General features: G+C 55.3%; 25 protein-coding genes. 8 read left to right on the top strand and 17 right to left on the bottom strand.

What is annotated here, in order from left to right; translation table 11 throughout:
* Both BOW52_RS09360 and BOW52_RS09365 read left to right on the top strand, forming a co-directional pair.
* Window positions 1–490 (top strand): GNAT family N-acetyltransferase (locus BOW52_RS09360; RefSeq protein ID WP_078483819.1); only part of this gene is annotated, 490 nt, incomplete at its 5' end.
* A 19-nt stretch (window positions 491–509) separates the two neighbouring features.
* Window positions 510–998, top strand: a complete 489-nt coding sequence (locus BOW52_RS09365) for a GNAT family N-acetyltransferase (protein ID WP_078483820.1) — start codon at window positions 510–512, stop codon at window positions 996–998.
* 96 nt (window positions 999–1094) lie between these two features.
* On the opposite strand, the gene BOW52_RS09370 is transcribed toward BOW52_RS09365, so the two are convergent.
* The 7 genes from BOW52_RS09370 to BOW52_RS09400 all read right to left on the bottom strand — a co-directional run bounded on the left by BOW52_RS09370 (window position 1095) and on the right by BOW52_RS09400 (window position 9154).
* The gene (locus BOW52_RS09370) at window positions 1095–3428 is read right to left on the bottom strand and encodes a Tex family protein (RefSeq protein ID WP_078483821.1); all 2334 of its coding nucleotides are present in this window, start codon (window positions 3426–3428) and stop codon (window positions 1095–1097) included.
* A 137-nt stretch (window positions 3429–3565) separates the two neighbouring features.
* Window positions 3566–3802 (bottom strand): hypothetical protein, encoded by a 237-nt coding sequence (locus BOW52_RS09375; protein WP_078483822.1) that lies wholly within the window; start codon window positions 3800–3802, stop codon window positions 3566–3568.
* A gap of 35 nt (window positions 3803–3837) precedes the next feature.
* Complete coding sequence (locus BOW52_RS09380) at window positions 3838–4152, bottom strand: hypothetical protein (protein WP_078483823.1); 315 nt, start codon at window positions 4150–4152, stop codon at window positions 3838–3840.
* Window positions 4153–4262: 110 nt separating this feature from the next.
* Window positions 4263–5174 (bottom strand): LamG domain-containing protein, encoded by a 912-nt coding sequence (locus tag BOW52_RS09385; protein ID WP_078483824.1) that lies wholly within the window; start codon window positions 5172–5174, stop codon window positions 4263–4265.
* A 69-nt stretch (window positions 5175–5243) separates the two neighbouring features.
* The gene (locus BOW52_RS09390) at window positions 5244–5879 is read right to left on the bottom strand and encodes a protein-methionine-sulfoxide reductase heme-binding subunit MsrQ (protein ID WP_236725688.1); all 636 of its coding nucleotides are present in this window, start codon (window positions 5877–5879) and stop codon (window positions 5244–5246) included.
* Window positions 5880–5895: 16 nt separating this feature from the next.
* Window positions 5896–6882, bottom strand: coding sequence for a protein-methionine-sulfoxide reductase catalytic subunit MsrP (gene msrP / locus BOW52_RS09395; protein ID WP_078483825.1), 987 nt, complete (start codon window positions 6880–6882; stop codon window positions 5896–5898).
* A 223-nt stretch (window positions 6883–7105) separates the two neighbouring features.
* Complete coding sequence (locus tag BOW52_RS09400) at window positions 7106–9154, bottom strand: methyl-accepting chemotaxis protein (RefSeq protein ID WP_172840282.1); 2049 nt, start codon at window positions 9152–9154, stop codon at window positions 7106–7108.
* Between the two features lie 188 nt (window positions 9155–9342).
* Here BOW52_RS09400 and BOW52_RS09405 point away from each other — a divergent pair, with 188 nt between their 5' ends.
* Together BOW52_RS09405 and BOW52_RS09410 are read left to right on the top strand one after the other, a co-directional pair.
* The gene (locus tag BOW52_RS09405; RefSeq protein WP_078483827.1) at window positions 9343–9606 is read left to right on the top strand and encodes a hypothetical protein; all 264 of its coding nucleotides are present in this window, start codon (window positions 9343–9345) and stop codon (window positions 9604–9606) included.
* 11 nt (window positions 9607–9617) lie between these two features.
* The gene (locus tag BOW52_RS09410) at window positions 9618–9881 is read left to right on the top strand and encodes a YcgL domain-containing protein (RefSeq protein ID WP_078483828.1); all 264 of its coding nucleotides are present in this window, start codon (window positions 9618–9620) and stop codon (window positions 9879–9881) included.
* Between the two features lie 7 nt (window positions 9882–9888).
* Here the strand turns inward: BOW52_RS09410 and BOW52_RS09415 are convergent, their stop codons facing one another.
* Genes BOW52_RS09415 through BOW52_RS09440 form a run of 6 tightly spaced genes read right to left on the bottom strand, consistent with a single transcriptional unit; the run spans window position 9889 to window position 15306 of the window.
* Complete coding sequence (locus BOW52_RS09415; protein ID WP_078483829.1) at window positions 9889–11124, bottom strand: hypothetical protein; 1236 nt, start codon at window positions 11122–11124, stop codon at window positions 9889–9891.
* Window positions 11121–11825, bottom strand: coding sequence for an ABC transporter ATP-binding protein (locus BOW52_RS09420; protein ID WP_078483830.1), 705 nt, complete (start codon window positions 11823–11825; stop codon window positions 11121–11123). The genes BOW52_RS09415 and BOW52_RS09420 overlap by 4 nt, the downstream gene beginning before the upstream one ends.
* Window positions 11825–13039 (bottom strand): ABC transporter permease, encoded by a 1215-nt coding sequence (locus tag BOW52_RS09425; RefSeq protein WP_236725689.1) that lies wholly within the window; start codon window positions 13037–13039, stop codon window positions 11825–11827. The genes BOW52_RS09420 and BOW52_RS09425 overlap by 1 nt, the downstream gene beginning before the upstream one ends.
* Window positions 13036–13350, bottom strand: a complete 315-nt coding sequence (locus BOW52_RS09430; RefSeq protein ID WP_078483831.1) for a hypothetical protein — start codon at window positions 13348–13350, stop codon at window positions 13036–13038. Before BOW52_RS09430 ends, BOW52_RS09425 begins: the two co-directional genes overlap by 4 nt.
* Window positions 13340–14560 carry an ABC transporter permease gene (locus BOW52_RS09435; protein ID WP_078483832.1) on the bottom strand — a complete coding sequence of 407 codons (1221 nt, stop codon included), beginning with the start codon at window positions 14558–14560 and terminating at the stop codon, window positions 13340–13342. Before BOW52_RS09435 ends, BOW52_RS09430 begins: the two co-directional genes overlap by 11 nt.
* Window positions 14560–15306, bottom strand: coding sequence for an outer membrane lipoprotein-sorting protein (locus BOW52_RS09440; RefSeq protein ID WP_078483833.1), 747 nt, complete (start codon window positions 15304–15306; stop codon window positions 14560–14562). Before BOW52_RS09440 ends, BOW52_RS09435 begins: the two co-directional genes overlap by 1 nt.
* Before the next feature lie 519 nt (window positions 15307–15825).
* On the opposite strand from BOW52_RS09440, the gene BOW52_RS09445 reads away from it, so the two are divergent.
* Together BOW52_RS09445 and BOW52_RS09450 are read left to right on the top strand one after the other, a co-directional pair.
* Window positions 15826–16254 (top strand): hypothetical protein, encoded by a 429-nt coding sequence (locus BOW52_RS09445; RefSeq protein WP_135622223.1) that lies wholly within the window; start codon window positions 15826–15828, stop codon window positions 16252–16254.
* A complete protein-coding gene (locus BOW52_RS09450) occupies window positions 16206–17438 on the top strand; it encodes a methyl-accepting chemotaxis protein (protein WP_236725690.1) in 1233 nt (410 codons plus the stop codon). Before BOW52_RS09445 ends, BOW52_RS09450 begins: the two co-directional genes overlap by 49 nt.
* 40 nt (window positions 17439–17478) lie before the next feature.
* On the opposite strand, the gene merB is transcribed toward BOW52_RS09450, so the two are convergent.
* The 3 genes from merB to hrpA all read right to left on the bottom strand — a co-directional run bounded on the left by merB (window position 17479) and on the right by hrpA (window position 22366).
* On the bottom strand, window positions 17479–18156 hold the full coding sequence (gene merB / locus BOW52_RS09455; protein WP_078483836.1) for an organomercurial lyase: 678 nt from the start codon (window positions 18154–18156) through the stop codon (window positions 17479–17481).
* A 100-nt stretch (window positions 18157–18256) separates the two neighbouring features.
* Window positions 18257–18454: a hypothetical protein gene (locus BOW52_RS09460; protein WP_135622225.1), complete on the bottom strand. Its 198-nt coding sequence runs from the start codon at window positions 18452–18454 to the stop codon at window positions 18257–18259.
* 51 nt (window positions 18455–18505) lie between these two features.
* Complete coding sequence (gene hrpA / locus BOW52_RS09465; RefSeq protein ID WP_269087648.1) at window positions 18506–22366, bottom strand: ATP-dependent RNA helicase HrpA; 3861 nt, start codon at window positions 22364–22366, stop codon at window positions 18506–18508.
* A gap of 131 nt (window positions 22367–22497) precedes the next feature.
* On the opposite strand from hrpA, the gene BOW52_RS09470 reads away from it, so the two are divergent.
* Window positions 22498–23226, top strand: coding sequence for a pentapeptide repeat-containing protein (locus BOW52_RS09470; RefSeq protein ID WP_078483838.1), 729 nt, complete (start codon window positions 22498–22500; stop codon window positions 23224–23226).
* A gap of 123 nt (window positions 23227–23349) precedes the next feature.
* On the top strand, window positions 23350–23958 hold the full coding sequence (locus tag BOW52_RS09475; protein WP_078483839.1) for a riboflavin synthase subunit alpha: 609 nt from the start codon (window positions 23350–23352) through the stop codon (window positions 23956–23958).
* A 99-nt stretch (window positions 23959–24057) separates the two neighbouring features.
* On the opposite strand, the gene BOW52_RS09480 is transcribed toward BOW52_RS09475, so the two are convergent.
* Entirely contained in the window at window positions 24058–24663 is a 606-nt protein-coding gene (locus tag BOW52_RS09480; protein ID WP_236725691.1) for a transglutaminase-like domain-containing protein, read from the bottom strand.
* Window positions 24664–24714 lie beyond the last annotated feature (51 nt).

Below are 24714 nucleotides of genomic sequence, written 5' to 3' on the forward strand. Positions count from 1 at the left end.
TTCTTCGTCGTTCGCTCACGCTCTCAACTACGAATATGCAGACGGCGTCGACTATCGCGGACTAACCGCCTTCGCTTCGCTATCCATGGCGGTCAGCGTGCGCCCTCACCAGGGCATTGAGCAGTGCCGCTATCCAGGCGATGAGGAAGCGCAGACACGCCACTTTGGCGCTCGTTATGGTGAACAGGAGGCGGGCATTGTCTCGATCTATCACGTTCCCTGCCCCAATTTTTCAGGGCAGCAGGGATGGCAGCTCCGCGCCCTGACGACTCTACCCGAGCTGAGGCAACGCGGTATCGGTCGCTCACTGCTTGAAACGGCAGTGACATATGCCCAAGCGCAGGGGGCAGACCTGGTCTGGTGCAACGCCCGCATTGCGGCACTCGATTTCTACCAGCACAACGGCTTTATAACCATGGGTGAGCCGATTGAGATTACCGATATTGGGCCTCACTACTTGATGGTTCGGCAGATCGAACCTTCGCAGTGATACTGCGATAATCGTCACCATGCACCCACCCATTCAACCCAGTTTCCGTCCCGTCACCCCAGATGATTTCGCTGCCGTCTGCGAGCTGGTAGGGAGTCCTGATGAGCTCTACATGGTGCAACCCGGTGCGAAATTCCCCTGGACAGTGAGACAGGTGGCGCGGCTCGTCGATCAACGCCGCACCCTGACGGTGATGGAGCATAACGACAGGGTGATCGGCTTCGCTGACCTCTACGGCATCGAACCGGGTAGCCACGCCTTTATCGGCAACCTGGTGGTTGCTGCGCTCTATCGCAACAAGGGTCTTGGACGGTTACTGATCGCCGAGATGTTGAAGGCTATCTACGGTGAGCTGGCACTACCTGAGGCGCGTATTGCGGTTTTTGAGTCGAACCGCGCCGCTCACCGTCTCTATCAGAAACTTGGCTTTAAGCAGTACGGCACCGAACTGCGTAACCGTGAGGGCCAGCAGTTGACGCTAATCAATCTGCGAAGAGTGGCCGACTAAGATCCAACAAGCGATGCAGCCCGGATGGAGCGCAGCGTAATCCGGGGTGCTTGAACTCCCGGATTTCACTCTGCTCCATCCGGGCTACGGCGTGGATCATTTCTTAAGGTTAGCAAAGGCGGCAGCCATGGCACCCATCGGGGCGGACTCGCGACTCTTCGGCTGTTTGTGCGGACGGTTTCCACGTGGCTGATTGGGGCGGGATTGACGCTGCTCACCACCGCGAGACTCGGGTTTACCTTTGCCTTTTTTCACATCGCTATCGAAACGGCGTGAGAGCGCAATACGTTTGCGCTTCAGGTCGACCTCGACCACCTTCACCTTGACCACATCGCCCGCCTTGACCACCTCGCGCGGATCCTTAACGAACTTGTCGGAGAGCACCGAGATGTGGACCAGACCATCCTGATGAACACCGATGTCGACAAAGGCACCAAAGTTGGTGACGTTGGTGACGACACCCTCGAGGATCATGCCCGGTTCCAGGTCGCTCAGCTTCTCGACCCCGTCACGGAAAGCGGCGGTCTTGAACTCGGGGCGTGGGTCACGGCCCGGCTTCTCCAGTTCGCTAATGATGTCGCGTACTGTCGGCTCACCGAACTTCTCATCGGTGAAGTCATTGGCGGCCAGTGAGCGCAGGAAGCGGCTATCACCGATCAGCTCACCTACGCCCTTGCCGGTCGAGGTGATAATGCGTTCGACCAGCGGGTAGGCCTCGGGGTGTACGGCAGAGGCGTCGAGTGGATTCTCACCATTCATCACCTTGAGAAAACCGGCTGACTGTTCGAATGCCTTAGCACCAAGGCGTGAGACCTTGAGCAGCGCCTTACGATCGGTAAAGGCACCGTGCTCGTCACGGTAGCTGACGATATTGGCGGCGAGGCTCTGACCGAGTCCAGCCACCTGCGCCAGTAGCGGTGCCGAGGCGGTATTCACATCGACGCCGACGGCGTTTACACAATCCTCCACCACTGAATCGAGCATGCGTGCCAGACGGCTCTGGCTCACATCGTGCTGATACTGACCAACACCGATCGCCTTCGGCTCAACCTTCACCAGCTCGGCGAGTGGATCCTGCAGGCGACGGGCGATAGAGACCGCACCGCGCAGCGAGACATCGAGATCGGGGAACTCACGCGATGCGAACTCAGAGGCGGAGTAGACCGAGGCACCCGCCTCGCTGACCATAATCTTGCTCAGTCTCAACTCGGGGTGGCGCTTCATCAGATCAGCCGCCAGCTTGTCGGTCTCACGTGATGCGGTGCCGTTGCCGATGCTGACCAGCTCGGCTTTGTGCTTGGCGGCGAGTTTGGCGAGGATATCGATCGATTGATCCCACTGGTTTTTGGGTACATGTGGATAGATGGTGGCGCTATCGACCAGCTTGCCGGTGGCATCGACCACGACCACCTTGACGCCGGTACGCAACCCCGGATCGAGGCCGATGGTGGCGCGCGGCCCGGCAGGCGCCGCAAGCAGTAGATCACGCAGATTTTCACCGAAGACGCGGATCGCCTCCTCCTCGGCCTGCTCTTTGAGCTGCATCATCAGCTCCAGCTCGATGTGCAGCGAAACCTTCACCCGCCACGCCCAGCGCACCGTCTCGGTGAGCCAGCCATCACCCGCCCGCCCCTCATCGGTAATGTCGTATTTACGTGCAATCATGCCGTCGCAGATGCCGAAGCTGCGGCCCGGCTCGAGGTCATCCTGACCCTCGATCTTCAGCTGCAGACGCAGTACCGACTCGTTACGACCACGGAACAGCGCCAGTGCACGGTGTGAGGGGATCTTCTGTAGCTGCTCCTCATACTCGAAATAGTCGGCAAACTTGGCGCCCGCCTCCTCCTGCCCATCGGCAACACGCGACTCGAGCTTGCCCTGCGCCCAGACGTAGTCACGCAGCTCTCCGATCAGATCAGCGTTCTCAGCAATGCGCTCCATCACGATCTGGCGCGCACCATCGAGAGCCGCCGCCACGTCGGCGATCCCCTTCTCCTCATCGACATACTCAGCGGCCACAACCTGTGGATCGAGGCTGGCATCTGCCATCAGCGCGTCGGCCAGCGGCTCAAGACCCGCCTCTCGGGCGATCTGTGCCTTGGTACGGCGTTTTGGCTTGTAGGGTAGGTAGAGATCTTCAAGACGGGTCTTGGTCTCGGCGGCGAGAATCGCCTCTTTCAGCTCGGGGGTGAGCTTCTCCTGCTCATCAATACTCTTCAGCACCACCGCACGCCGATCCTCGAGTTCACGTAGATAGACCAGCCGCTCTTCGAGCCGACGCAGCTGGATGTCATCGAGCCCTCCGGTCGCCTCCTTGCGATAACGAGCAATAAAGGGAACAGTCGATCCCTCGTCGAGCAGGGCGATGGCGGCATCGACCTGTGACTGTTTAACGGCAAGCTCTTCGGCGATGTTCTGGGCAATATTCATCTGTATGGGTCTGCTTCAAGGTATCGAGAGGCGGCATTCTATGGAATGCAGCGGGGGATGGGTAGATTGACAATCGGGCGCAGAAGCGCTGGGCTCAAAGCTATTTGAGTCTGACTTTGAAAGCCGAAACAGGCGCCCTAGCGACGTCCAGAGAAGATAAAAATCGCCAGACCGATAGCGTTGATGATGCCCAGCTCAATCAACAACGTCTGCTGATCGAGCTGATCGAAGACGTAGATGGTTTTACCAAAAGCGGAGACCAGCTCTTCGAAGGCGAAGCCCCAACGCACACCGTCGATAATTGTATAGGGTGGATAGAGTAGTGCGGCTGCACTTCCCAGCAGACAGACGGCCAGACCGAGTTTGCGACTCACAATGCGCTCCTTGCTTCCGGTTATATATTGAGTAGCTACTCGTTGATCATTATGCCGGCGACAGGCGGCAGTAGCAGATTAGTCGAGGAGCCGTGGTCGTAACCGTAGAACTCCTTTATGTAGTCGTTGAGCAGCGAATCCTGATAGATCGGATAGTCGGCTTCGATCGACTCAATCACTTCGCGTGCAACTTCACACGCCTGATCCGCTCCAAGGGTCGTTTTGAACAGACGCCCATCGTTACGAAACCCGACATTCATCATACGTTGCTTGATCTCACCCCAGAGTTCTGAGCACTGCTGATAGGGGTAGTTCTCGTAATCGAGATTAATAACAATTGCGTAGTGCATATCACTCCAACCATTTGCCGGCAGCTCAATGTCCGCCTGTTTAATTATTATTTCTGCTGATTGAAAGTATCAAATCGGTCCGACCGATTCCACATAACGAAAAAACCGGCCTATTCAGCGCCGTAGAGTGCGATCTCCCCGACCGTGTAGTCTCCACCACGATTAATCAGTGCAACGCCTGCAAAATCACCCTTGTAACTTCTATCACTAACTGTGATCACCGTCACACTATCGAGCAGCAACTCCATCTCGCTCTCAGCACTCCTGCGCCAAACAATTCTGTGAGCGTTGCCATCATCTAGCCGTGACTCAAGCTCAACACGCTCAATCACCGATCGACCATCACCACTCAGGTAGTGCAGTTCGAGGCGCTGCGGGTCTGATGGTGAATAGATAAGACGGTACCCACTGTTACGCGCCTCATCACGGTAGAGCAGCACCTGGAACGGGCGCAGACCCTCATCCACGCTGAGACTCATCTCCAGCATGAAAGCGTTGCTAATTTGCACGGGGATATAGATTTCAGCCCGATCTACCGTCGTTTGCTCGGCCTTTTTCTTCTTTTTCTTTCCAGAGTCGAACAGCGCACCGACGATCGCCGATGCCAGCTCATCCTCAGTACTGCGCTTCTTCTTTTTCTTCGGCGATGTGAAGTGACTACGCAACCCGGAGCCATACTCGGCGTCAAACCCCCCCGAAACCACCTGCCAGCCTGAGCCGCGCTCCGAGCCCCAGTCACGGAAATCGTCGTAGAGCAGCTCCTCTCGCCATGGCCTGTGATAGCGATCTGCCAACTCTTGTAGATCACGCAGAAAACGGCGATCTGCGGCACGCTGGCGTGCACCCTCTTCGATCAGTGAGTTGAGCTCATCAAGTAGCTGATTGAGCCCCTCACTCTGCGAGGCGTAACGGCCGTAACGGTTATCTTCAGCATTGACCGTCAGTGGAGCTGCCAACAGACCGCTCACCAGAAGTGCGATCAAGGATTTTTTCATTCCACTATTACTCAGACCACGCCACATACTGCTCTCCCTAAGACTGTGGATTTAATAAACATATCTTAGCCGATCAGGCTGAAAGATTATCCTTCGTTACAACTTTTTTTGTTGCCGGAAAATCAGACGGTAACCCAGCAGTAGCAGCAGAATCATCCCATAGATCATCGGCTCACGAAGATCGGCCTTTACCAACCAGAGAAAGTGGATCACGGCCAGCATCGACGCTGGGTAGATGAGACTGTGCAGCTGCTTCCAGCGTTTGCCAAGGCGACGCATCATCGCATTGGTGGAGGTAACCGCAAGTGGCAACAGTAACAGGTAGGTAGCCAGACCAACGGTGATGTAGGGGCGTTTAATGACATCGGCAATGATTTCTGACCAGGCGAAGAACTGATCGAGTACCACGTAGTTAGCCATGTGCAGGGTCGCGTAGAAGAAACAGAACAGACCCAAAATACGCCGCAGCCGCATCAACCACGACCAGCCGAAGAGTTTTACAAGCGGAGTCACTGCGAGGGTAATCAGTAAAAAACGTAACGCCCAGTCACCCGTGCGGTGACTCAGCGCCTCAATCGGGTTGGCACCCAATCCTCCCTGCCAACCACTCCAGGCAATCATCGCCAGCGGCAGCAGACAGAGAAGAAACAGCAGCGGTTTGATCACGACACTTTTCATCACACCGATCTTAACGCTGAACCTGTTGTTTGCGGTGAATAGAGTTTCAGACATCAACATCATTCACCCGCTAAAAGAACTTACGCAGATCCATACCTCGATAGAGCGAGGCGACATCATCGGCGTAACCATTGAAGGGCAGGGTCTTCTGTTTGAGTAGACTACCGATGCGTCGCTCACGATTCTGACTCCAGCGTGGATGATCCACATCCGGATTCACGTTTGCGTAGAAGCCGTATTCGCGCGGACCAGCCACATTCCAGCTGGTTTTTGGCTCTCTCTCAAGCAGACGAATCTTGACGATCGACTTGATGCTTTTGAAACCGTACTTCCACGGCACCACCAGACGAATCGGTGCACCACACTGATTCGGCAGCACCTTGCCGTAGAGCCCGACACCGAGGATGGTCAGCGGATGGACCGCCTCATCGATACGCAGCCCCTCCACATAGGGCCAGTCAAGCACCGGGATATCCTGCCCCGGCATCTGCTCTGGATCGTACAGGGTGGTGAACTCGACGTACTTGGCATTAGAGGTCGGCTTGAAGCGTTTGAGCACATCGCCCAACGGGATACCGACCCACGGCACCACCATCGACCACGCCTCGACACAACGCAGGCGATAGATACGCTCCTCCAGGGCATGAGGTTTCATCAGATCCTCCAGCGCAATGCGCCCCGGCTTCTCCACGGCACCCTCAATCTCTATCGACCAGGGATCGGTGCGCAGACTCCCTGAGTTGTTTGCAGGATCGGTTTTTCTGGTACCGAACTCGTAGAAGTTGTTGTAGGAGGAGATGTCATCAAAGCTGTTTGAAGGTTCGCTGGTTGAGAAGGCGCTGCTTTTCAGCGCACCCAACGATCGTAATGCGCCGGCACTCGCGGGTGGAGCCTGACTGACGGCCACCGCCTCATTGCTATCACAACCGACCACCGCTGCCGCCCCCAGTGCGAGCAGACTCTTTGAGGAGAGCTCGAGGAATCGACGCCGATCCCGATAGAGCGCCTCATCGGTGATCTCCGAGGGTTTGATCCTGGCGGGTCGTTTTATCAGCATCTCAATTCCTTCTCTACGTCGTTAACAGGCAGACAGAATGATCAGAAAACCTGATCCTCATCATAGTAGACCTGCGAAGGGGGAAATCTATTTCCCAGACGGGAAAAAATATTAGATGCAGCCCGGATGAAATGGTGTGAATTCCGAGGGTTTGCAGTTTTGAATAGCACTCCTACCACGATTGGCAGGAGCGGTGTTCCAGAACGGAATGGTCTGCGCTTAGTCAGACCTGAAACTTGGAGATCACCTGTTGCAGCTCGGCAGCCAGTCGCGACAGCTCCGAGCTGTTGGAGTTGGTCTGCTGGGCACCCGCAGCGGTCTTCTCAGAGATTTCGCTGATGCTGACCACATTGCGGTTGATCTCGTCAGCGACTGCACTCTGCTGCTCGGAGGCGCTGGCGATCTGGGTGTTCATGTCGTTGATAATCGCCACCGACTGAGTGATCGATTCGAGCGAGGTACCCGCCTCAGCAGCCTGGGTCACACTCTCCTGGGTTCGCGCCTGCCCCTGCTCCATCGTCACCACCGCATTGCGGGCCGCATCCTGCAGCTTAAGGATCATCGCCTCGATCTCACCCGCCGAGGTCTGGGTACGGCTCGCCAGGGTGCGCACCTCATCGGCAACCACCGCAAACCCACGTCCCTGTTCACCGGCACGCGCCGCCTCGATCGCCGCATTGAGTGCCAGCAGGTTGGTCTGCTCGGCTATGCCCTTGATCACATCGAGCACCGTACCAATGTTCTCACTGTCCTGTTTCAGTCCGTGAATCACACCAGCAACGTTCTCCACCTCGGCGGCAAGATCGTTAATCGAGTCGATGGTCTTGCTCACCACCTGCTTGCCGTTCGACGCCTCTTGATTGGCCTTGCTGGCGGCATCGGCCGCTGCCTCGGCGTTGCGCGCCACCTCCTGAACGGTGGCGTTCATCTCATTCATTGCAGCAGCAACCTGCTCGGTCTCCTGCTGCTGCTGGATGACACCGTTGTGGGTCTCGTCGGTAACACCGGTCATCGTCTCGGCCGCCGTTGAGACCTGATCGGTGGCGCTCTTTACCTGACCGACCAGCTCACTAAAACTCTCTGCCATGCGATCAAAACCATCGCCAATAACACGTGTCTCATCACGGGTCTGCAGGTGAGCTCGTGCAGTCAGGTCACCATCGGCAAGCTGTCCGGTCATCTTCTCGAGGGTATGGATAGTATTGAGCGTAGAGTAGTAGACCCCGGCAAAGAGGAAATTGGAGATAACCAGCACCAGTACCAGCACTGCCAGGTCGATAATGATTTCCATCTCATTATCGGCAACACGTGACTCAATCAGTGCAACCAATTCCGGAAGCAGTGCATCATAGAGCTTGAAGCTGGTACCGATCGCGCTGCTACCGGCCTTGAAGACACCCGACGAGTCGATCTCGATCTTGTCGCTGTCGAGCATCTTGTCTCTCAGCACCGCAATAAAGCTCTCGGCATCGGCAACCGCAGCGCGTCCCTGGACACCCAGCTGCTGTTCAATAGTCCGATTGTTTTTAAACACGGCATCGACCGCCGCAGACATTGCCTTGGTCGTATCGATGATCTTGCCATTCAGGGTCGAAAGACGCGCCCATGAGTCTGGGGTAAAGGTGCCCTTAGCCGCCACGCCTGAACCGAATCCGCGCCCCTGCCCCATGATCTCGGTCAGCTTCGGTATCGCGTTAACTATCAGGTTGATCGAGTAGTAGCTGTCGAGCTTCGGATCGACCGTCATATTACTCAGATCGGAGATGTGTTCCATATGCCGAATCAGGCCGCCAATCAGCTCGGTATGCTCCTGAAAGATCGGTTTCGCCTGGCCTTCAAAACTGCGCTGTTTCAGATCGTTCCAACGACTGATCAACTTCTCGGGCGAATACTCAGGGTACTTCTCAACGCCCAACTCACCGCCCAGTTTTCTGTCCACAGCGGCAAGGTTGGCAAAGGCGCCATCGATCAACTGTCGTGCTTCAAGGATCTTTGGGCGAAACGCCTCATTACCGTTGAGAAAGCCGTTAGTCATGCCGCGATGTCGTGGGATATGTTCAAGCAGTGGGCGCATTGCACTGACATATTCGATACCGACCAGCTCGCGTTCGAGAAAGAGCCGCTCATCGTTCAGCGTTGAGATATAGAGATAGCTGAGCACTAGAATCGGTGCCATCAGCACTGCACCGATCAACGCAAACTTAAAGGGATAACGCAGACGGTTCATCAGCGCGATTGCGGGCTTGAACAGGAACTGGAGCATCTCAATCATTTTTCTACTCTCTATAATTTTATTTTTGTCTGCCGACTCGGCTCCTGCCGGTCCCATTCATAAAACTATCGGCAACGTTCTCAGCAACTTAACCGATTTCTGAGCAATCAACCACCTAGCAGAGGGGTGCGTCTTTGCAGCCACAGCGCTAGAATCGCGACACGCAGACAACATGAGTATAGACCTCGATGCAAGACTCAGCGTTAAGCCAAGTTATTGAGTTAATTGAAAAAGAGCCACAGAACGGGCAGTCCCTACTGCTCTATGCACTGGTGATGAGCCTCTCGACAGCCAATGGTCACTACCTGTTTCTGCTCAATAAACTCGCCGATATGAGCCCGGAGAACCGTCAGCTCGCCTACGGTTTGATGGAGTTGATGGTTGAAGGCGGTAACCAAACGGCCGATTGGGGCGAGGCAGTGTCACGCATGAGCCGCGCAATACGCGGTTAGGAGTAGAAGAGATGAACACAGAATCGACCACCCTCTGCGTGATCTACAAGAGCCTGAAAAAGCCGGATGCCTACATCTACACCCAGGAGAAGGATGATTTTAGCCACATTCCCGAAGAGCTTCTCAAGACGCTCGGCCAACTGGAATTCGTTATGGAGCTGGGGCTGACCCCAGAGCGAAAACTGGCACGCGAGGATGTGAACAAGGTGATCCACAACCTCTCGGTGCAGGGTTTCCATCTGCAGTTACCACCACCAAAACCGGAGCTGATGTAAGCGCAGCTCAGAAGAAGTATCCGAGCTGCAGGTAGAGCTGTCGCCCCGCCGAGAGGTAGTAGGGGGTGGTCGGCACTGTAACCCCACCAAACTCACTACCTCGCTCCCCCCAGGGCAGGCTCACACCGCCCAGCAGCTGCAGGTTCTCTCCCCAGTCGTAGTTGAAACCCATCTGCAGCGCACCGCTCTCATCGTTGAGATTCAGCAGCACAATCGGTGCGAACTGCAGCAGCGGCGTCACTTCAACATTGAGTCCGGCGGCGATGTAATCCTGCGCCAGCGTATAGAGTTCACCGCGTGCGATACGTGCAGAGAGTTCACTGTCTGGCAGGAGATAGTCGGAACGTGAATTTTCACCCACTCCGCTATGGAAATATTCGAGATAGCCGTAAGTATTGTGGTTGAACCAGACCCATGAGTAGTCGAGGTTGGTCACCAGCGTGGTGAGCCACTCACCCTCACTGTTACGACTCAGGTCGAGATCGAAACGCCACACCGCCTCACCGACCGGTTGCGCCAGACCGATGCCGAGGCGCGGCTCGCCATAGTGCCAGGCAAGCTGCAGATCGAACTCACTCTCCATGGCGTGAAAGCGAACGCCAACGGTCGATTGATCGGACTCAACCTCACCTGTGACTGGATCACGTCGTGGTAGCACGACCGCCTGCAGATCGTTTCCACTCTCAAACAGGTACTGCGTATAGAGCAGATCATCACCACTTTTATAATCTTTGTTGATCGCCAACGGCGCGAAGGGATTGATGAAGTCGAGCGCCTGGAAGGCAAGACCATTGCCCCAGCTCACCGCCTGTCGCCCCGCTCTAATGACCCACTGGTTGCTTGAGTAGCCCAGTGTAAGTCGATCGATACGATGCACCGACTCAATCCGATCCTCATCGACGATACGACGGGTCAGACCAAACAGTCGCCGCTTATCGTTGGGGAGACCACTGCTATTAGCGATCCATCCTGCAGCAGCCAGGGCCTGACGAGTTGCGACGCCATCACCGCCGAGCGCCAACAGCTCATAGTGAATAGCGCCTTCCCAGCCAGCGCTTCGCCCCTCTGCCTTGAGGCGCAGATCGAGCGCCTGATCGAAGGCGGGATTGTCACCATAGACAGCAGCGATATCATCCGTTTGGTAATCGGTCAGGGTCGGTAGCAGCTGGATATGGCCGCCAACAACGGCTGGCGTCTCGAACGAGACCAGAATCAGTAGCGCCGCGAGCAGACGAACGATCATGCCCGGCTGCTATTCTGCTGGTCCGATTCGATCTGGCCGTCGCGGAGTGCGATAAGACGTTTCGAGTAGTTCATCACCAGTTTGTCGTGGGTAGAGAAGAGAAAGGTTATACCGTGCTCCTCATTCATATGGCGCAGCAGCTGCATCAGATTCTCTGCCGTATGTGAATCGAGGTTGGCGGTCGGCTCATCGGCCAGCACCAGGGTCGGTTCGGAGACGATGGCACGCGCCACTGCTACCCGCTGCTGCTGTCCACCGGAGAGCTCCGCCGGTAGGCGCTTCTCCATTCCGGAGAGCCCCACCTCATCGAGCATGGCACGGGCGCGTTCACCCCGCTCCGCCGCCTCCACGCCCTGCAGTTGCATGACAAACTCGACGTTCTCCTGCGCATTGAGTACGGGGATCAGATTGTAGGCCTGGAATACAAAACCGAGATGGTTGAGGCGCAGATCGGCCAGCTCACCCTTGCTCATGGTATCGAGCCGCTGACCGCTGAGGTAGACCTCCCCACTGCTCGGCGTATCGAGTCCACCGATAACATTAAGCAGCGTACTCTTGCCAGAACCAGAGGGCCCTGAGAGACAGGCGAAATCGTGTTGCGGTATCTCCAACGAGAGATCGTCGAGGGCATGCACCTCGACATCACCCTGCCGATATCGTTTGGTCAGACTCCGACAACTAACCGTTACATCATTCACCATTAACTCCTGTTGATCGCTTCAATCGGCACCGTGCGTGCCGCGTGCCATGCGGGATAGAGGCTGGCAAGAATCCCAAGCACCACCACCAGCAGGTTGGCGGTCACTACATCCGAGATCCGCACCGACGGGTAGAGCACCGGCGCATAACCGATCATCTCCATCCCCTCGGCAAAGGCGGAGAGATCGATCCCATCGCCCACCCAGACGATATAGAGTCCAGCCAGCCCGTTACCAAGCAGCAAACCGATGCTAAGCAGTAGTAGCGACTCGATCAGCACCTGCAGCAGGATCAAACCGGGACGCATACCGAGCGCCTGCAGTAGACCAATCTCACGGGTCCGCTCAAATACCGCCATCAATAGTGTGTTGACCAAACCAAACGACATCGCCAGAAAGACCACCACAAACCAGATCACCAGAATGGCATCGATCATGCCCGCCATCAGCTTCATCATCGGCTGCAGCTCCTGCCAATCAAGCGCTTCAAGATCAGGCGATACACTGCGCAGCTGTGACAGCAAAGGTTCCAGCCCCTCATGCGAGTCACTGCGTAGTGCAATCTCGGAGATCTGATTATCGATCCGCAGCATCTTCTGCGCTGTCTTCAGACCAACAAAGAGATAGGCGGTCTCGCTCTGCTGCATCTCCGCATCGAAGATGCCCACTACCCGGAAACCACGATCGGCAAGCTCACCATCCGCCCCCTGACTCATTACCACGACTCGTTTACCGAGTCGGGTCTCCAGTCGGTCGGCCAACTTACGACCAAGCAGCAGACCACGGTCCTCCACACCCTCTAGATAGCGACCCTCGCGCACTCCGCTACCGATAAATGAGAGTTCACGCTCCTTACCTGGATCAATGCCCACCAGAGTGATGCCCGCCGACTCTCGCTCACTGGAGATTACTGCCGGTAGTGCAATACGTGGACTCCACTGCTCAACCTCGGGCCCATCCAGAAGTTTGAGCAGTTCGCCCGAGGGGGGAGCGATGCCGTGTTCAATAACCGGATCGTCGCGATAGGCCGCATGATGGAGTTGGATATGGCCGGTAAGATTATTGATCGCCGCATGTAGCTGTGCCTCCATCGAACCGCGCGCCAGCGCTGCCAGCGCCACCATCGCGAAAACCCCGAGCGTAATCGCGGTGATCAGAATCAGTGAACGACGGTGTTGGCGCCAGATGTTGCGCCACGCAAGCCTGAGTATTGTCACGGCGTACGCCCCCTGGGCTGCATGAGTTGATCGCAGCGCTCACCCTGGACAAACAGGATCGCCAGACCCAGCGCCTCTATGTTGACGCTATAGGTCTCAGCCACACCACTGAACCCTCTTTCAAATACAACCGAGTAACCACGGCGCTCCATCTCGGCGATGAAACGTTCAGGCGTATCGAGACCCTGCATCCGTTCGACCTTACGGGAGAGTATCTCAATCGGCGCACATTCGCCGTGGCGCGCCATCAAATACCAATCCGCTTCAACAGCGATTGGCAGCAGTAAGATCAGTAGCAGGCTATACCGCATTCATCGCCTCCACCGGTTGCAGTTTGCGTATACGCATTGCTGGGTAGAGCGCGGCAAGCAGGGTAAATATCAAGATACCGGCGGGACCGAGCAGTAGCGCCAGTAGTGAGATTTGTGGATAGATCTCACCAGGAATATTAAATTCGGCACCGATCTCCTCCATGCCAGGATAGCTAAAGCCGTTGAGATCGTAGTAGAGCGCAATCGAGCCACCCAGCAGCAGGCCCAACAGCAGTCCCACCACCACCAGCAGCAGTGATTCGAGCATCACCAGGCTACCGAGACGTAGCGGTGTCATACCCAACGAGAGCAGAATGCCAAATTCGCGGGTGCGTTCCAGCACCGCCATCAGGAAGGTATTTAAAATGCTGAAGGTAACCACCAGAATCAGCACCGCATAGATGAACCACCCCTCCATCATATCGGCCTGAATGATCTGCCGTAGGCCCGGTATTATCGATTCCCAGTCGAGCGCAACCAGCCGCTCGTCGCTTCCGACAAACTGCTGCAGTTGCTGTTTATATGCCTGAGTCTCTGTATCACTCGGTGCTCGCACCACGATGGCGTGTGCAGCATCCGGCATAACAAACACTTCCTGAAAGGTTGCCAGCGGGATCTGCAGCAGGGCGCGATCAAACTCCTGTGAACCACTCTCGAAGATACCGACCACCTCTAACACCGTGGCAGCAACTGAACCATCACGCGCCGAACCGAGTAGTGTCAGCTCCCCCCCTATCTGTACCTTGAGGTTTCTCGCCAGTGCCGCGCCGATCACCGCCTCGTAACCGTGCGCATTGATATAACGTCCCTGCTTGATCAGGCCCGGTAGCGTCGAGACCATCACCTCATGGTGTGACTCCACACCGACCACCTGCGCACCAAAGCTGCGCTGCTCAGAGGCGATCAGTGCAAACCCCATCGCTCGCACCGCCACACTATCCCAACCCGTTTCGCTTCGGATCCTCGTAGCGATCTCTGTGGCGTTGGTGATATCGGTGCGTAGTCGCGGTCTGTCCTGATAACCCTCGCGTTGTAGCTGCACATGTCCGGTGTAGAGACGCAGGGTGTTTTCAATCATCGCATCGTAGGCGCCGAGCTGAATGGTGATACTGAAGATCAGCAGCGTCGCTGCAAAGGCGATCGCAGCAATCGTCAACCAGGTACGTCGTGTGTGACGCCAGATGTTGCGCCATGCGAGACGAAACAGCATCAGAAACGTGGATTTCGCAGGCTAGAGAGGGTGAAGGTGCCGGGTGGAATGGAAATGCCATAGCTGGCATCGAGCACACGCACCTCGGTCCACTCGTCGGGGTGCGCCTCTTTCTGCATCCGTTCTACAGCTGCAATCACCTTACCTCCTATCTCACGGATGTCACTGGTCACCATACGTTTTACAACCGCATTGTCCTGGTCATAAAAGGTGTGCTCGAGCATTACATTGTCATCACGAATGCGTAACAGTTCCTTACCCCATACCACGGGAGCATCCTCGTGCGGGATCGATTCGATCGTGTAGACCGTATGCCCCTCAATCTCGGTCGATTCGACAATCTTGTGCTCATACTGCTCAATGATCTCATCGGCACGTACGATATCGTTATTAGAGAAGTCGGAGCCCATCCAGCTCTGATTCATCATGCTCGAGGGGATCTTGATCACGCGATTGATCTTTGGCGCAAAACTCCACATCCGGTTATCGATCAGCAACGTGGCATTACCACGATCCTTGGCGGGTTCAACAACGCGCATCAACGACTGATCGAGACCCTGAGTCCAGACCTGCATACGCATGGTGCGCTCCCAGTCGGAACGGTGAATGGTCATCTCAAACTCGCTATAAGATGAGAGGTCACGCCAATGCTCAATTGCGCGACGCACTATCTCATCAGCGGTAATTGCCGCTGCTTGCAACTGGAAGGAGATAAAAAATGCGGTAATCGTAATCAGAATTTTCAATGACCCACCCCTCTGACCTATCAGGACAGTTTATGACAATCTGCGACAGCTTGGTATGACAACAGATCACTATTTTTATTTAATTCAATATCTGTCACACACATGACACGCCATGTCATTAGTTATGATTATTTTTCACATTAGTATTATCACTGTTTCAATATTTATTATTTTAGAAACAGTCTGAAATACACTATAAATATCGTCTTTTAAGCGCGTGACTCAATTCGACAAAAGCCTTAGTCTCAACTATATGACGGGGTGGATGCGGCGTTAATTTAATTTAACAAATCAGACCAATTTAATCGGTCAATTTCGGCTGCACCCTTCGAATTAAGAGACTGTTACCTGGAGCGATCGGACCGATATCGGCGTCAAGGTTCTTACCTCTTTGCCGACATTTGATCTAGAGGCAACTACACCTCTCACCGCTCCACATCAGAACGGCCCACAGTTCTCACAATTTCCAATAATATTAAGCAGTGCCAACTGGACAATCTGTCAAAGGGAAACAACAAGATGAATAACATGAGCATGAAGAACAAGTTTGCCCTCGTCTGTTCCATTCTGGCTCTCGCCGTCATTGTCCAGGGCATCATTATTTTCACCGGCAGCAACTCGATCATCAATGAATCGAAGCAGATCGCCAACAACGAAATCCCAATCCTGAACAAGGCACATCAGCTCAAACTGAGCGTGGTACAGGTACAGCAGTGGCTCACCGATATCAGTGCTACGCGTGCTCTAGACGGATTGAATGATGGTTTTGACGAGGCCGAAGCAAACGCTGCGCTGTTCAAACAGCTGCTCTCTGAGCTCAAAGAGCTCGACACCGAAAACCGTGCCTATACGAACAGATGCTGCCTGCCTTTGAGTCTTATCACGCAGTCGGAAAGAAGATGGCACAGGCCTATATTGATGATGGACCTGCTGGCGGCAACAAGATGATGGAGAAGTTTGACGCAGTAGCCGCCAATATCGGTGAGATGGTTGATCCGTTCCTTGAAGCCACACAGGATCGTGCCAATGCGCTACTGCTCTCTGAGCAGGAGAGCCTAAAAAATGCCCAGCTTATGCTCGGTCTGGGCGCCGCTGTATTCCTGTTCCTGGTCGGTTTTGCCTACTTCATGATGTTTAAGGCGCTCTCATTCCTGCGACTGCTAATCGACAACATGAAACAGGTCTCTTCAGGCGATCTGACCGGTGACGTTAATCACTGGTGCAGCAGCGATGATGAACTAGGCGCACTCTGCAACAGCGTTCGAGAGATGAAGGAGAAGCTTCAGGAGCTGATCTCCAACGTCACCACTGCCTCACATGAGGTCAACAACTCCGCCCATGAACTCTCAAACTTCTCTGCCCAGACAACCGATGCGATTGTACGACAGCAGAATGAGATCAACCTTGTCGCCACTGCCGTCACCGAAATGTCTGCCAGCGCCCATGAGGTTGCCAACAACGCCAGTCTGGCGGCCAACTCCGCGCAAGAGGCCGATCAACAGGCAGGCACCGGCAAACAGGTGGTCAACCAGACTGTCAGCTCTATTAACACTCTGGCGGAGAATGTCGGCCAGGTCGCCCAGGTTATTCAGAATCTGGAGCACGACAGTGTGGAGATCGGTGGCATCCTGGAGGTTATTCGCGGCATCGCAGAACAGACAAATCTACTTGCACTCAACGCCGCAATTGAGGCCGCCCGCGCAGGTGAGCAGGGCCGCGGTTTTGCCGTGGTTGCCGATGAGGTCCGCACCCTCGCCTCGCGTACCCAGCAGTCGACTCAGGAGATTCAGGGCATGATCGAGAAGCTACAGAGCGGTACGCGTAACGCCGTAGTCGCTATGGAGCAGGGTCAGACACAGACTGCAGAGAGTGTGGAGCACGCCAGTAGTGCCGGCACTACCCTCGCCAGCATCACCGGTGCGATCAGTCAGATTAACGATATGAACACCCAGATAGCCGCTGCCTCCAATGAGCAGAGCACTGTGGCCGAGGATATCTCACGCAACATCAACGATATCAGCGTCGTTGCCGAACAGACGGCCGCAGGTGCACAGAAGACCGCACAGGAGAGTGAACACCTCTCCTCCCTGGCGCTGCAGCTCGAGGGAATCGTCGCTCAGTTCAAGGTATAGAGAAAAACAGCTATTCACCCTGATGGTCAGGGTGGATCAGTTACTCCGCCAACAGTGGCATAAAGAAATCACGCGATAGCTTGATCGCCTCTGCCAGAGTCAGCACGCTGCGGGTCTCAACTGTATCTCCCTGCCACTCGGCAGCCACCTTCGCAGAACATAGATAGATCATATCGAGGCAGATCGTCTTCGCCGCGCAACCATCGGTCGCCTGCCACTGAATACCCACATGCAGATCAGGGCACTGCCCCATTGCATCGACCTGTTCACCATCCTGATTAATGATCACGATCGAATCGGTGGCGCGGCAGCGTGAGCGGATCATGGTGGGCTGTTTGAACATCATCCCGATTGCCAGCGCATCGACTGCACACATGGCCCGGAGCTCGAGCGTTCCGAGCATCACCATATGTTCACGTGGCTCGCGGATCATTGGATAGGCACCGATCACCACGCCATCACTGTTTGTCACGACCAGATCCTGTTTTACCAGCTCGGCGATCGCAGCGCTGGCATCATCGATACCGGATTTCTCACACATCGCCTCGATCGCGAGGGGGCGGTTACTGTCGGCAAGCCCCTTGAGAATGGCGATATGGAGCTGCCGAAAAGATGGTGTCAGCGCAGCCTGATTTGCAGCGAGTGGAAGCAACTCATTGAGCCGAGCCAGCGTAATCTCTGCAGCGTCATAAACAGGTTTAGCACCACTTTCAGTCATTTATCTAAATCTCCATACACATAGCGTTGCGCAATTGAGCCAATAGCCATTTCAGGTACTCAGACGAACTACAGATATTTAATCAGATCAACAGAGGCTGTTAGATTGAGCAGGGGCCATCGTAGACCGACATAATCGAGCGCAGCTCTTCGGCTACGGCGTGCCGTTCGCTACCATCCAGATGGTCAGTTCCTTCAACGGCTTCACCGGCATCAAGCTGCTCAATAATCAGCGTCACCTCACGGCAACCGCGCTGACAGAGCTGCTCCACGCAGTGGTCTATCTTCTCTCTACTCATACCGGTAATCATAACAATCTCGCCAAATTTTTCATGCGCACTACTACCGATTCACAGTGTTTTGACAATGTTTTGCAGACGTTTGACCGAAACACTCTGCACCGTCTTTAGCTCCTGGGCAAAGATAGAGACGCGCAGCTCCTCTATCAGCCAACGAAACTCGAGCAGCTCCCGACTCTGGCGTTTTCCTTCCCCACTGCGCTCCGCCCAGACACGCCATAATGACTCAATCTCAAGCCGATGCTGGCGATCACGTGCTAGTTGCCCCGCGACCTTATCGAGCCGCCGGCTGACCGCCTTCAGATAACGTGGCAGGTGGGACAACCACTCCGCTGGTGTTTTAAGCACAAACCCCGGGTAGACCAGATGCCCGAGCTGTGCACTGACATCAGTAATCGCCTCCAGCAGGGTCGGGGGAATCGAGCCCTTGATCTGCTTGGAGATGGCATGGTGTTCTGCAAGGGTTTCAGCCACCACTTGGCTGAGACGGTTAGCCGTTTCAATCAACCGCCCGCGCCCCCGCTCACAGACTGCATGGAAGGCGGCTTCAGTTCGTGGCAGCGGCTGATCGAGAAAGGCGTGGTCGATGGCGGCCATCACCAGGTCCAGCTTGAGTGCATTGCAGTTGCCGATGCGAGTGTAGTGGAGACAACTCTTCTCAATACCGGGAAGATTCTTTTGCAGATACTTGATCTCTTTGCCAACCTGCAACGCAATCAGTCGTCGCAGCCCACCGTGCATCGCCTGCTCTGCCTGCCATGCATCGTCGAAGAGCTCTATCGCAACACTCTCACCCTGATCGACCAATGCCGGATAGCCCTGCAATTTGAGACCGTGCTGGGTAACGTTATAGACCTCGGGTAAATCGCCGAAGTCCCACTCGGTAATCCCCTCGCGCTCAATTGTCTTCTCCGTCAGGCCACTAAAGCTCTCTTTGGCTCGTCCGCCGAGATCTGCCTGGAGCAGTTCAAGATCGCGTCCCTCGCCCACCACCTTCCCCTTGGCATCGACGATACGGTAGTTCATGCGCAGGTGATCGGTCAGCTGCTCGCTCTGCCAGGCACTCTCATCAACCGCAACACCGGTTATTCGCAGTAGCTGCCGCGAGAGTTGTTCAAACAGTGAACCCTCACCAAAGCTGATCACCTGCATCAAGGCGTCGGCAAAATTTGGTGCGGGTACGAAGTTTCGACGCAACGACTTGGGTAGTGACTTGATCAGCGCAATCAACTTCTCGCGCAGCAGTCCCGGCACCAGCCACTCGAACTGCAGCGCCTCAATCTGATTCAGCGCGGCCAGCGGCAGCTGTAGCGTCACACCGTCGTCACGACTGCCCGGCTCAAAGTGGTACTCATATTTCAGCTTGAGCGCCCCCACCTTGGCGGAGGGTGGGAACTGCGCCTGAGTCACTCCAGCGGCATCGTGCTGCATCAGCTCTTCACGAGTCAGGAAGAGTAGCTTCTCATCCTTGGCCTCTACACCACGCCGCCATTTTTCAAAGGTTGCACCGCTATAGATACCCGTCGGAATCTTCTGCTCGTAAAACTCAACCAGCACCTGCTCATCGACCAATACATCGCGACGGCGTGAGCGGTGTTCCAGCGACTCGATCTCCTCAAGCAGTTTTCGATTGTGTTTGAAGAAGGGGGCTCTGCAGTTGAACTCACCCTCCACCAGCGCACTGCGGATAAAGATCTCGCGAGCCTCATCGGGTTTGATCGGCCCGAAGTTGACCCGGCGTTTGGGATTGATCGTTACCCCGTAGAGCGTAACTCGTTCACTAGCGGCTACCTGCCCCGCCCGCTTCTCCCAGTGCGGCTCGCTGTAGCTGCGCTTGACCAGATGATCTGCCAGACGCTCAATCCACTCCGGCTTGATCGCCGCTATGGTATGGGCGTAGAGCTTACTGGTCTCAATCAGCGCGCCCGCCATCAACCACTTCGGTGGTTTTTTGAACTGGGCTGAACCGGGGAAGACATGGAAGCGACTGTTACGCGCCCCCAGGTAGCTCTGTTTCTCATCGCGGAAACCGATATTACCGAGCAGACCACTCAATAGTGCACGGTGGATCGCATCGTACTCAGCAGGTGTACTGTTCTCCTTCGCCCCCATCACCTTGACCAGAGTGTGCAGCTGTTGCCACACCTCACGCCACTCACGCATGCGCATATAGGAGAGATAACGATCGCGGCAGAGCTTTCGCAGCTTACTCTGCGTCAGGTGGTGGCGCTGCTCCTCATAAAACTGCCAGAGCTTGAGATAGGTAAGAAAGTCAGACTGCTCATCGTTAAACTCATTATGACGCTGGTCCGCCTTATCACGCGCCCCGTGTGGCCGTTCTCGTGGATCTTGAATCGAGAGTGCGGCGGCAATCACCAACACCTCTGCCAGCGCCCCCTCCTGCTCCGCCGCAAGCAGCATACGACCAATACGCGGATCGACGGGTAGTTTGGCAATTTTCTGTCCCAGCTTGCTCATACGTCGTCGGTTATCGACCGCGCCCAGCTCATGCAGCAGCTTGTAACCATCGTTGATAAAACGACTATCGGGCGGCTCAACAAAGGGGAAGTCCTCGATATCGCCCAAGCCCAGCGCCTGCATCTGCAGGATCACCGCAGCGAGGTTGGTACGTTTCACCTCCGGGTCGGTGAACTCAGCAAAGTTATTGAAATCCTCCTCGGCGTAGAGACGGATCGCAATACCGGGACCAAGTCGCCCGCAGCGTCCGGAGCGCTGGTTGGCCGAGGCCTGTGAGACCTTCTCAATCGGTAGCCGCTGCACCTTGCTGCGGTAGCTGTAGCGCGACAGACGCACGTAGCCGGGATCGATCACATAGCGGATACCCGGCACGGTCAACGAGGTCTCGGCAACATTGGTCGCCAGCACAATGCGACGACCGCGATGGCTCTGAAAGACACGGTTCTGCTCGCTGGCAGAGAGACGCGCGTAGAGCGGCAGGATCTCAGTGTGGGGTGGATGGTGTTTGCGCAGCGCCTCGGCCGTCTCGCGAATATCGCGCTCACCGGGTAGGAAGATCAAAATATCCCCCTCACCCTCGCGCGATAACTCATCAACCGCGTCGAGTATCGCCTGTAGCTGATCACGATCACGCGAATCATCATCCTCAGACTGCAGCGGGCGGTAGCGCAGCTCAACCGGGTAGGTGCGCCCGGAAACCTCGATGATCGGGGCATCACTGAAGTGGCTGGCAAAACGTTCGGTATCGATCGTCGCCGATGTGATGATCAGTTTCAGATCGGGACGTTTCGGTAGCAGCTGTTTGAAGAAACCGAGCAGAAAATCGATATTAAGGCTGCGCTCATGCGCCTCATCGATGATCAGCGTGTCGTACTGGTTGAGATATCGGTCGCGTTGAATCTCGGCCAGCAGAATGCCGTCGGTCATCAGTTTGATATAGCTCTCGGGACGGGTGCGATCGGAGAAGCGCACCTTGTATCCCACCGTATTACCCAACTCACTCTTTAGCTCTTCAGCGATACGAGAGGCAACGCTGCGCGCTGCAATACGCCTCGGCTGGGTGTGACCAATCAATCCGGCCACGCCACGCCCCGCCTCAAGCGCAATCTTTGGCAGTTGGGTCGTCTTTCCTGAACCGGTCTCTCCGGCGACGATCACCACCTGGTTCTCGCGGATAGCGGTAGTAATCTCATCACGCCGTCCACTGACGGGTAGCTCTTCCGGGTAGTCGGGCGTAGGGACATTTGCAGCGCGTTGCTGATACTTCGCCACCGCGCGCTCAACATCGTGCTCAAGCTTGGCCACTGCCTCACTGCCACAGCTGCCCTGTCGCGCCTTGCGCTGCAGATCGCGCAGGCGACGTTGCAGGCGGTGACGATCCATCGCAAGGATCGACGCTAACTGTTTGTTGAGGCCTTTAAGTCGTTGTTGCACGGCAGAAGTGACTGAAAAACTGGGGGTCGCATAGTGTACGGCACCCCCTGCCCTGGCGAAAGGAAGCACACGGAGTTTGGTGCTATTATCAAAGAATAACGATAATTCAATGAACTGATAACAATACGACTATGAAACTGAATCACACACTGATTGCTCTCATCACGCTTGCACTCTGCACACCGGCACTCGCCTATCGCGACGCCGACCTGGAAAGCGTCGAGGCTGGAAAGGATTGTCCCAACTGCAATCTTAAAGGCGCCGATATGGAGCGACTTGATCTCTCTGGACTCAACCTGCGTGGTGCCAATATGCGCAAGGCACTACTCAAGAATGCAGTACTCGATGGCGCCGACCTACGTGGAGCCAACCTCGACAGCGCCGATCTCAGTAATGTCACGCTCGATGGCGCCAACCTGGTCGATGCCAGCATGCGCAAATCCACGCTGTTTGATGCCTCACTCAAGAAGGCCAATCTAAGTCGAGCGGTACTACGCGATGCCATGGCCGATAACAGCGATTTTAGTAACGCCAACCTTCAGCAGGTCGACATGCGCCGTGCGCGACTACGCCGAGCCATCATGACCGGCGCCAACCTCAGCGGAGCAAATGCTGGCAGCACCGACCTGCGTGAAGTGAAATTTAACAATGCCAATCTGCTAAATGCACGACTCAACGACGCAAAGCTAAAAGAGGCAAATTTCATTGGTAGCAACATCGGCGGCGCACAGTTCAAGCGGGCCAGAAATCTCAATCTTTTCGGTGCTATCGATAAACGCAGCCAGACGGCAATATCAGCCAAAGTGGCGCCTGTTCAACCACAGGCCCCACAGCCACTCGCACCGCCTCCCACCCAGTAACACCTGCACCACTTCCGCAACCATCCTTGGCCACTCTCGCCACAAGCGAGGGTGGCAACAGATGCGTCACGCCTAAACCGCTATATAATCGATCAGATTCAGAATTAAACACGGAACAATACTATGTTTACAGGCATCGTCCAGGGCACTGCAGAGGTGGTCGAGATCATCGAGAAATCACAGTTTCGCACCCATGTAGTAACGCTCCCAGAACCACTATTTGATGGACTCGAAGCGGGGGCATCGGTCGCCCACAACGGCTGCTGTCTTACCGTCACCCAGATCGACGGAAATCGCATCACCTTCGACCTGATGCAAGAGACCCTCAAGGTAACCAACCTTGGTGATGTAACGGTTGGCAGTCGGGTCAACGTGGAGCGCGCCGCAAAGTTCGGCGATGAGATCGGCGGTCACGCCATGTCGGGCCATATCCTCTGCGTTGCCGAGGTGAGTCGAATCATCGAGAGCGAGAACAACTGCCAGATCTGGTTCAAGATCCCCGTACAGTGGACCAAGTATGTATTTACCAAGGGCTACATCGGCATCGATGGCATCAGCCTTACCATCGGTGATGTTGAGGGAGAGGAGTTCAACGTCAATCTGATCCCCGAAACGCTCGAGCGCACCAACATCGGAACTCGCCAGATCGGCGACCGTATCAATATAGAGATCGATCCGCAGACCCAGGCGATCGTCGATACCGTTGAGCGTGTGATGTCGGAGCACAGATAGTTTCGGATGATGGCGGAGTCTGCATTAACTCCGCCCCATTGGTACATGCAGGTCACCTTTCTGATATGAGTCTTTTCGTTATTCCTGGCTTGCGGCTGTTCAGTCCTCTTGTCCCGGAAACTGATTACGCCACACAACTTCTCCAACTGAGAATCCCTGAAGATTCAGAGAGGAGAGAAAGTTCGCGTATTCATCCAGAGATTCATAGGGGCCGTGGATCCCCTTCATCTCACTCCAATGTGGACCCGCTCCGAAGTCCATAACGTGCAATTTTCCCTCAACAGTAAAACCAGTGGCCCAGTGATGAATCTTACCTGTACCGTTCCTCACGAAAATCCACCGAGCTTTGTAACTCGGGTCAATTCGGTTAAGGGCATCGAGAGCGAGATTTGCAGAATCGACACAATAGCCCGCCTTATCGTCATAGGTTGCTGACGGGTTGCGCGCCAGTAGCCCTTTAGGACCTTGTGTGCGAATCCTTTTCTGAACAGACCCAAGTCTACTTCTATCGAAGCTAAAGTTACTGTTGAGCCACTTCCCCACATCCTCATAAGATGACCATCTACTAACGGCTTCTTCATAGGAGCTGGCGTAAGCAGTCGACGGACCTATCCAGAACAAAATAAGTGAAGCTGCAAAAACTGCCCGAAGGCAAGTCGATTTAGCCATTTGGTTCATAGCGTTTACTCCTTCGCTGACCGCCATGGATAGCGAAGCGAAGGCGGTTAGTCCGCGATAGTCGACGCCGTCTGCCTA

Origin of the sequence: Solemya pervernicosa gill symbiont (assembly GCF_002020875.1) — a bacterium.
GTDB lineage: Bacteria > Pseudomonadota > Gammaproteobacteria.